This window comes from Streptomyces recifensis (assembly GCF_002154615.1).
Classification (GTDB): Bacteria; Actinomycetota; Actinomycetes; order Streptomycetales; family Streptomycetaceae; genus Streptomyces; species Streptomyces griseoluteus.
The window spans coordinates 1-7,972 of sequence record NZ_MUNH01000212.1 but is presented as its reverse complement, the minus strand read 5'-3'; the positions used below and the strand labels follow the sequence as shown (position 1 = coordinate 7,972).

7 protein-coding genes and 1 pseudogene are annotated in these 7,972 nt (G+C 72.7%); 3 read left to right on the top strand and 5 right to left on the bottom strand.

Translation table 11 applies throughout. The features are described 5' to 3' along the window. Positions 1–75: 75 nt before the first annotated feature. The 4 genes from folB to CCN33_RS12780 all read right to left on the bottom strand — a co-directional run bounded on the left by folB (position 76) and on the right by CCN33_RS12780 (position 4,019). Positions 76–435 (bottom strand): dihydroneopterin aldolase, encoded by a 360-nt coding sequence (gene folB, locus CCN33_RS12795; protein ID WP_086693752.1) that lies wholly within the window; start codon positions 433–435, stop codon positions 76–78. 234 nt (positions 436–669) lie between these two features. Continuing rightward, positions 670–1,209 (bottom strand): nuclear transport factor 2 family protein, encoded by a 540-nt coding sequence (locus CCN33_RS12790; protein WP_086693751.1) that lies wholly within the window; start codon positions 1,207–1,209, stop codon positions 670–672. Further along, on the bottom strand, positions 1,206–2,066 hold the full coding sequence (gene folP / locus CCN33_RS12785) for a dihydropteroate synthase (protein ID WP_086693750.1): 861 nt from the start codon (positions 2,064–2,066) through the stop codon (positions 1,206–1,208). The genes CCN33_RS12790 and folP overlap by 4 nt, the downstream gene beginning before the upstream one ends. A gap of 138 nt (positions 2,067–2,204) precedes the next feature. Beyond that, positions 2,205–4,019 (bottom strand): phosphatidylglycerol lysyltransferase domain-containing protein, encoded by a 1,815-nt coding sequence (locus CCN33_RS12780; RefSeq protein WP_086693749.1) that lies wholly within the window; start codon positions 4,017–4,019, stop codon positions 2,205–2,207. A 221-nt stretch (positions 4,020–4,240) separates the two neighbouring features. Here CCN33_RS12780 and CCN33_RS12775 point away from each other — a divergent pair, with 221 nt between their 5' ends. From CCN33_RS12775 to CCN33_RS12765, 3 genes are all read left to right on the top strand, one after another. Continuing rightward, positions 4,241–5,371, top strand: a complete 1,131-nt coding sequence (locus CCN33_RS12775; protein WP_086693748.1) for an alpha/beta hydrolase — start codon at positions 4,241–4,243, stop codon at positions 5,369–5,371. Positions 5,372–5,466: 95 nt separating this feature from the next. Beyond that, positions 5,467–6,627 carry a hypothetical protein gene (locus CCN33_RS12770; RefSeq protein ID WP_208621735.1) on the top strand — a complete coding sequence of 387 codons (1,161 nt, stop codon included), beginning with the start codon at positions 5,467–5,469 and terminating at the stop codon, positions 6,625–6,627. A gap of 52 nt (positions 6,628–6,679) precedes the next feature. Then, positions 6,680–7,828 (top strand): NADH-quinone oxidoreductase subunit D, encoded by a 1,149-nt coding sequence (locus CCN33_RS12765; protein ID WP_086693747.1) that lies wholly within the window; start codon positions 6,680–6,682, stop codon positions 7,826–7,828. Between the two features lies 1 nt (position 7,829). Here CCN33_RS12765 and CCN33_RS33760 read toward each other — a convergent pair. Then, a pseudogene (locus CCN33_RS33760) lies at positions 7,830–7,972 on the bottom strand (SAM-dependent methyltransferase); the annotation flags it as partial.

Genomic DNA, 7,972 nt, shown 5'->3' with positions numbered 1-7,972 from the left:
CGTCGACCTGCTGGACGACGGACGCGGGCACCGGCTGGACGGTCGGGTCGCTGTGACCCTTGCTGAAGGGGCGGGTCATGCTCGGCTCCGGAGGATGGTGACGGTCACGTCGTCGAAGGGGACGGTGATCGGGGCGTCCGGCTTGTGGACGCAGACCTCGACCTCCTGGACCCCGTCGTGCTTCAGACAGGTCTGCGCGATCCGCTCGGCGAGGGTCTCGATCAGGTTGACCGGCTCGCCCTCGACCACGGCGACGGCCTCCTCGGCCACGATGCCGTAGTGCACGGTCCTGGTGAGGTCGTCGTCGGCCGCGGCCGGGCGGGTGTCCAGACCCAGGACGAGGTCCACGATGAAGGTCTGGCCCTCCTCGCGTTCCTTGGGAAACACCCCGTGGTGCCCACGGGCCTTCAGGCCCCGCAGCGCGACACGATCCACGCGAATCACTCCTGCAATCGTCGGGAACGGCCGGTCGCTGCCGCGCTCGGGCGGCATACCGGCCCTGAACGAATCTACCTGCGCGCACGGACAGCACCGGGCCACGGGGGCGCGGCCCGGTGCCGGTACCGGAAGGGTTCACCGGGCGTTCGCCCAGGTGTCCACCTGGAAGGGACCGGCCGGGCCGGCGGTGGTAGCCGCATTCACCCCGGCGAACGTGATTCCGACCACGGCTCAGGCCAGCGTGCCGTCGTCCGGCCCGACGCCCTCGTCGCCGCCTTCCTCGTCCTCCTCGTCGTCCTCGGACGTGGCGAGGACCGGGGAGGCGTGGTGGGACCACAGCTTCCAGCCCTCGGGGGTGCGCCGGAACACATTGGTGGCGACGACGAGCTGTCCGACCAGCGGCCCCAGCTCCTCGCCCTCCTCCGGCGCCGGCCCGCCGCTGAGGATGTTCTCGGTGCAGCTCACGATCGCGGTGTTCCCGGTGACGGAGACGTGCACGTCGGTGAGGAAGAACTGGATGTAGTCGGTGTTCGCCATGATCAGCGCGTACGACCTGAGCACCTCGCCGCGCCCGGTGAGCACCGGCCAGCCGGGGTGGACGCAGGAGACGACCCCGGTGTCGGCGGGGTCGTGGTACTCCTCGTCGACGCCCAGGTCGGCGGGGGCGAGCCAGAGCCCGGCCACCTCCTCGAAGTCGCCGCGCTCCATCGCCTCGTAGAAGGAGGTGTTGGCGGCGGACACCTCTTCGACGTCCACGTCCGCGGCGCTCACCGGGCGCCCTCCACCGCGCGGGCCACGCGGACCGCGTCGGCCGTGGCGCGCACCTCGTGGACGCGGACGGCCCAGGCGCCGGCGTGGGCGGCGAGGGCGGAGACGGCGGCGGTGGCGGCGTCGCGTTCGCGGGCCGGCGGGGTGGGGCCCTCGGGTCCCGCCAGGACGTGGCCGAGGAAGCGTTTGCGGGAGGCGGCGACCAGGAGGGGGTGGCCCAGCGCGCGGAGCCGGTCGAGGTGGGCGAGGAGGGCGAGGTCGTGCTCGGCCTCCTTGGAGAAGCCGAGGCCGGGGTCGACGACGACGCGCTCCGGGGCGACGCCCGCCGCGAGGACGGCCTCCACGCGGGCGTGCAGCTCGTCGCAGACCTCGGTGACGACGTCCTGGTAGACGCCCCGGACGTTGCCGCCCTCCAGGAGGCCGCGCCAGTGCATGACCACGAAGGGGGCGCCGGTCCGTGCGACCACGGGCAGCATCGCGGGGTCGGCGAGGCCGCCGCTGACGTCGTTGACGAGGACGGCGCCCGCCGCGAGCGCCTGCTCGGCGACGGCCGCGCGCATGGTGTCCACGGAGACCGTCACGCCCTCGGCGGCCAGCCCGCGCACGACGGGGACCACGCGGCGAAGTTCCTCGGCCTCGTCGACGCGGGTCGCGCCGGGCCGGGTGGACTCCCCGCCGACGTCGACCAGATCGGCGCCCTCGGCAGCGAGGTCGAGCCCGTGCTTGACGGCGGCCGTGGTGTCGAACCAGCGGCCGCCGTCGGAGAAGGAGTCGGGGGTGACGTTGACGACGCCCATGACCGCGCAGCGGTCCCACGTCGGAAGACCCGCCACTTCGCCGCGCCCGCTGAGGTTCTTCATACGTTCAGCGTAGGCCCCGAGGTGCACGGCGAAGGTGCGCGGGTCGGTACGGAACGGCCTCTTCCGGACCGCCTCGGCAAGGCGGTCCGGGGCCTGCGCGGCCCTCCGCGCGAGCTGCGCGGGATTGGTCCGGCCGGGTCAGGCGGCCCGCACGCCGTGCTCGTGGGAGCGGTGCGCGCAGGGCCGCGCGGCGGCGTTCCGGCGGCGCCGCAGGAAGCGGGGCAGCGGCAGCGCGAGGTCCACGAACCCCTCGGCCTGCATCGCGGCGAAGCCGATGCGGGGCAGATCGGCGGAGGCACGGTAGACCACGAAGCGGGGCTCCCAGCGGGGCTGGAACTTGGCGTTGAACTTGTACAGCGACTCGATCTGGAACCAGCGGGAGAGGAACACCAGCAGCCCCCGCCAGGCCCGCAGCACCGGCCCGGCGCCGATCTTCTCGCCGCGCGCGAGGGCGGAGCGGAACATGGCGAAGTTGAGCGAGATCCGGGCGATGCCGAGCTTCGGGGCGGCCTGGAGGGCGGCGACGATGAGCAGCTCGTTCATGCCGGGGTCGGCCAGCCGGTCACGGCGCATCAGGTCCAGCGACACGCCGTCCTCGCCCCACGGCACGAAGTGCAGGATCGCCTTCAGATCGCCGTACGGGCCGGGTGTGTCGTCCTGCTTGTGGGCGGTGGCGATCAGGCAGTCGCCGTCGGCGGGGTCGCCGATGCGGCCGAGGGCCATGGAGAAGCCGCGCTCGTTGTCGGTGCCCCGCCAGTCCTCGGCGGCCAGCCGCACGCGCTCCAGCTCGCCGTCGGAGAGGTCACGGACGCGCCGGACGCGGGTCTCGTAGCCGGCCCGCTCGATGCGCTTGACCATCTGGCGCACATTGCGCATCGCGCGTCCGGCGAGGGAGAAATCCGCGACGTCGACCACCGCCTCGTCGCCCAGCTCCAGGGCGTCCAGGCCGGTCTCACGGGTCCACACCTCGCCGCCCGTCTCCGAGCAGCCCATGACGGCGGGGGTCCAGGAGTGGGCCTTGGCCTCGTCCATGAAGCGCTCGATGGCGCCGGGCCACGCCTCCACGTCCCCGATGGGGTCGCCGCTGGCCAGCATCACGCCGGAGACGACCCGGTAGGTGACGGCGGCCTTGCCGCTGGGGGAGAAGACCACGGCCTTGTCCCGGCGCAGCGCGAAGTGGCCGAGGGAGTCGCGGCGGCCGTGCCGGGCCAGCAGGTCCCGGAGGCGTGCCTCGTCCTCCTCGGTCAGGCGGGCGGCGGGGTGTTCGGGCCGGAAGGCGAGGTAGCTGGTGGTGACGGCGGTGAGCCAGCCGAGGGCGCCGAGGGAGAAGGCGACCGTCCAGGAGGTGCTGCCCTGGTAGTCGACGGGGCCCTCGAAGCCGAACAGGCCGTAGACGACGTGGGTCAGCCGATCGGCCAGGCTCGGGTCGCCGAGAGTCCGGTCGGGGTGGACGCTGACGATGACCAGTCCGAGGACGAGGGAACCCGCGCTCATGAGGACGAAGTTGGCCAGGGCCCGCCAGCGGCTGCGCGGGTCGGGCAGTGCGCCGAACTCGGTGCGGTGGCGCAGCAGCGGCACCAGGAGCGCGACCGAGATGAGCACACCGAGCAGCGAGTGCCGGTACACGAACTCGGCGACCGCGCCGGCCGGCAGCAGCACGACGGCGGCCCGCCAGGCGCGCCGCTTGCGGCGTTTGAGCCCGTGCGCGAGCAGGAGCAGCAGCACGCCCGCGCTGAGCGAGAGGGCCGCGGCGAACGGCCCGAAGGAGCCGGGCAGCGCCTCCGCGATCGCGTGCATACGGCTGTGACGGAAGCGCGGGAACACGCCCGCCGCGATGTCGAGCAGGCCGACGAGGGCGCACGCCCGGCCGATCAGGGCGGGGACGGCCTCGGCGCGGGGGCCGCGCAGTATGCGCCGCGCCCGGTTCGAACCCCGCGGAACCCCGCCTGACAATTCCCCATCTATCCTGACAGACATCGCATCCCGTAGCTCTGCGAGAGACCTTGAAACCCGGTGCCGATCGGGCATCCGGTGACATTGCGCCCTCTAGGACGGTGTCTTGGGGAGACAGGTTCCTCCCGCTCCGGAAAGTCGGGTCAAAGGTCAAGGAAAGCCTGGGGCAAGTCCGTGCCACGGCACGGGGTCCGAGGCGGAAAGCGCAGGCAGGAACAGCCATGGGTCTCACGAGCAACTCACTTCTGGTGCTGGCGGTGGCGGTCGCCGTGGTGCTGTTCGGGGCCACGCTGTGGCTGTGGCCGCGTCTGGCCCGGCGGAGCTGGGCGGCCCTCGGTGGCCGGATCGGCCTGCTGCTCGCCACCCAGTTGGCGCTCATCTGCTCCCTCGGGGTGGCCGCCAACCAGAGCTTCGGCTTCTACGCGGGCTGGGACGACCTGCTCGGCCGGGAGACCGCGCAGGGCGTTCTGGTCGACCAGTCGGCGACGGCCACCGGCGCGGGTGGCCCGCTCCGGGTGGTGAGCATCAAGGCCCCGCCGGGTGACGCCGGTTCGCGGGCCTCGGCGGTGGGCGAGGTCCAGAAGGTCGACATCGTCGGCCGGGTCTCCCGCATCGCCACCCCGGCCTACGTCTATCTGCCCCCGGAGTACTTCCAGGCCCGGTTCCGTACCCGTACGTTCCCGGTCTCGGTGGTGCTGACCGGCTACCCCGGCACCGCGCAGGCGCTCGTCACCAAGCTCAAGTACCCGGCGGTCGCGCGGGGGCTGGCCAAGGACGGGCGGGCGCAGCCGATGATCCTGGTGATGATGCGGCCCACCGTGGCGCCCCCGCGCGACACCGAGTGCGTGGACATCCCGCAGGGCCCGCAGACCGAGACCTTCTTCGCCAAGGACCTTCCCGAGGCCGTCCTCGCGCACTACCGGGCCGGGGCCCGCCCCGGCAGCTGGGGCATCATCGGCGACTCCACCGGCGGCTACTGCTCCCTCAAGCTCGCCATGCGCCACCCGGACGTCTACGCGGCCGGCGCCGGCCTGTCGGCGTACTACACCGCGCCCGTCGACCCCACCACCGGCGACCTCTTCCACGGCGACCGCAGCCTGCGTGATCACGCCGATCTGCACTGGCTGCTCGCGCACGAACCGGCCCCCGACACCTCCCTGCTCGTCACCAGCAGCAAGATCGGCGAACACAACTACCAGGACACGCTCAGGTTCGTGAACGAGGTACGCGCCACCGGCCGGACCAGGATCTCCTCCATCATCCTGGAGAGCGGCGGACACAACTTCAACACCTGGCGGCGCGAGGTTCCGCCCGCCCTCCAGTGGCTCAGCGGGCAGCTCAGCGACCGTTGAACCGGAGGTGCTGATACCCCGTGAAGCCCTTGCCGTGGCCGGATTTTTGGGCCTCGGGGGCCCATGAGGCGCCTACGCGCGGTAAGTTTCTGGCCATGCCACGTGGACGCCACCGCCATTCACCGCCTCTGCACCGGCTGTTGCCTCCCTCCGCGATCGCCGGTGTCGCCGTCGTCTGCGCGCTGGCGCCCTGGGTGTTCTCCTCCCTCGGGGTGGTGCGCGCCCTGGCCGGCGTCGCCGCGCTCACGGCGGTCGGCGGCGCGGTCGTGATGCGCCAGTGGGACGCACAGGCGGGCAAGCAGGTCGCCGAGCTGACCCGCGCGCGGGTCAGCGACGAATGGCGGTACGACGAACGGGTCGCCGAACTGGAGACCGACCTGGAGGAGTCGCGCGAGCTGCGCGCCAAGCTGGAGCGGCGCCTGCGGGCCAAGCGCGCCGAACTGGCCGGACTGCGCAACGAACACGCCTCCCTGCTGCGCCGGTACGCCACCGCGGAGACCGAGCGGGCCAGCGCGCTGGAGGGGCGGCGGCTGCTGGAGATCGAGGCGGCGCCGGAGTCCGGCGCGCTCGCGCTGCCGGCCGGGCCGAGCGCGGAGGCCGCGGTGGACACCACCGAGACCCCCCGGGCCGCCGAGGCCGTCTCTGCCAAGGAGCTGTACCTGAAGGCCGCGACCGCGCTGGCGCGGCTGGAGCGGTCGGCGGAGGAGCCCGAGACCGAGGCCGAGGCCGGGTCAGAGGCCGAGGCGGGGTCCGAGGTGGAAGCCGTCGCCAAAGGAGATCCGGACAGCGCGGGTACCGGGGCCGACGACACCGCCGCCGAGGGTCTGGGACCCGTGGACGCCGAAGGCGAAGTGACCGAGGCGCACACCACCCCCGGCGAGACGCCGGAGGAGGCCCAGGCGCACACCGCCGAAACGGCCGTGGTCCCCGCCCCGTCCACCGGGCAGCGGCCCGCCGGGCACTTCACCGTGCCGACCGCCGTCGCCGTCGTGCCGGCCGCGCCCTCCCGGCGCCCGCTGGTCGAGGGCGGGTTCGACTTCTTCGGCACGCAGAAGGACACCTCGGCGGCGCTGGACGTGCGCAACGAGGATCTGGCCGACGTGGTCGGGCAGGAGGCCCTCGCCCTGCACAAGGCGGACGCCGGGACGGCCTACAAGCCCGCCGGCACCTACGACGTGGGCCAGGTCATCGATCTGACCGCGCACGACGAGACGGAGCACATCGACGTGGAGGGGCTGCGCAGCGCGGCCTCCTGACCCGCGCCGCCCGTTTCCGTCGCGCACGCGCGCGTAGGGGAGACTGGGACGCATGACTGCCACGGAGACCACGGTAGGGATCGGCGGTGCCGCCGAGAGCACCGACATGGTGCTCAACATCGGCCCCCAGCACCCCTCCACGCACGGCGTCCTCCGGCTGCGGCTGGTGCTGGACGGCGAGCGCATCGAGCGCGCCGAGCCGGTGATCGGCTATATGCACCGGGGCGCGGAGAAGCTGTTCGAGGCCCGTGACTACCGGCAGATCATCATGCTGGCCAACCGTCACGACTGGCTGTCGGCGTTCTCCAACGAGCTGGGCGTGGTCATCGCCGTCGAGCGGATGCTCGGCATGGAGGTGCCCGAGCGCGCGGTGTGGACCCGGACCCTGCTCGCCGAGCTGAACCGGGTGCTCAACCACCTGATGTTCCTCGGCTCCTATCCGCTGGAGCTGGGCGGGATCACGCCGGTCTTCTACGCGTTCCGGGAGCGCGAGGTGCTGCAGAACGTGATGGAGGAGGTCTCCGGCGGGCGCATGCACTACATGTTCAACCGGGTGGGCGGCCTCAAGGAGGACCTCACCGACGGCTGGACCGGCCGCGCGCGGGACGCGGTGGCCGCCGTCCGCTCCCGCATGGACGTCTTCGACGACCTGGTCCTCGGCAACGAGATCTTCCGCGGGCGTACGCGGGGCGTGGGCGCGCTCACCCCTCAGGCCGTGCACGCGTACGGCGTGAGCGGGCCCATCGCGCGCGCCTCGGGCGTCGACTTCGACCTGCGCCGCGACGAGCCGTACCTCGCCTACGGGGACCTCCAGGACACCCTGAAGGTCGTCACCCGGACCGAGGGCGACTGCCTGGCCCGCTTCGAGGTGCTGCTGGAGCAGACCCACAACGCGCTCGACCTCGCGGACGCCTGTCTGGACCGGCTCGCGGAGCTGCCGCCCGGCCCGGTCAACCAGCGGCTGCCCAAGGTGCTGAAGGCGCCCGAGGGGCACACCTACGCCTGGACCGAGAACCCGCTCGGCATCAACGGCTACTACCTGGTCAGCAAGGGCGAGAAGACGCCGTACCGGCTGAAGCTGCGGTCGGCCTCGTACAACAACATCCAGGTGCTGGGCGAGCTGCTGCCGGGGACGCTGGTCTCCGACATGGTGGCGATCCTGGGGTCGCTGTTCTTCGTCGTGGGCGACATCGACAAGTAGGTCACAGGGGCGGTTCGGGCAGCCCGGCCGGCTGGAGGAGCCAGCCGAAGTCGCCGAGGCCGCCCGGCGCGGTGAGTTCCGCGGCGGCCCCCGCGCCCGCGAGGGCGCGTACATAGGCGGCGGGGTCGGTGGTGGCCAGGGTGA

What these genes read in the sequence shown, in the direction of transcription:
- folP (WP_086693750.1), bottom strand. Translation starts at nt 2,066, where the DNA reads ATGAAGAACCTCAGCGGGCGCGGCGAAGTGGCGGGTCTTCCGACGTGG.
- CCN33_RS12775 (WP_086693748.1), top strand. Translation starts at nt 4,241, where the DNA reads ATGGGTCTCACGAGCAACTCACTTCTGGTGCTGGCGGTGGCGGTCGCC.
- CCN33_RS12770 (WP_208621735.1), top strand. Translation starts at nt 5,467, where the DNA reads ATGCCACGTGGACGCCACCGCCATTCACCGCCTCTGCACCGGCTGTTG.
- CCN33_RS12765 (WP_086693747.1), top strand. Translation starts at nt 6,680, where the DNA reads ATGACTGCCACGGAGACCACGGTAGGGATCGGCGGTGCCGCCGAGAGC.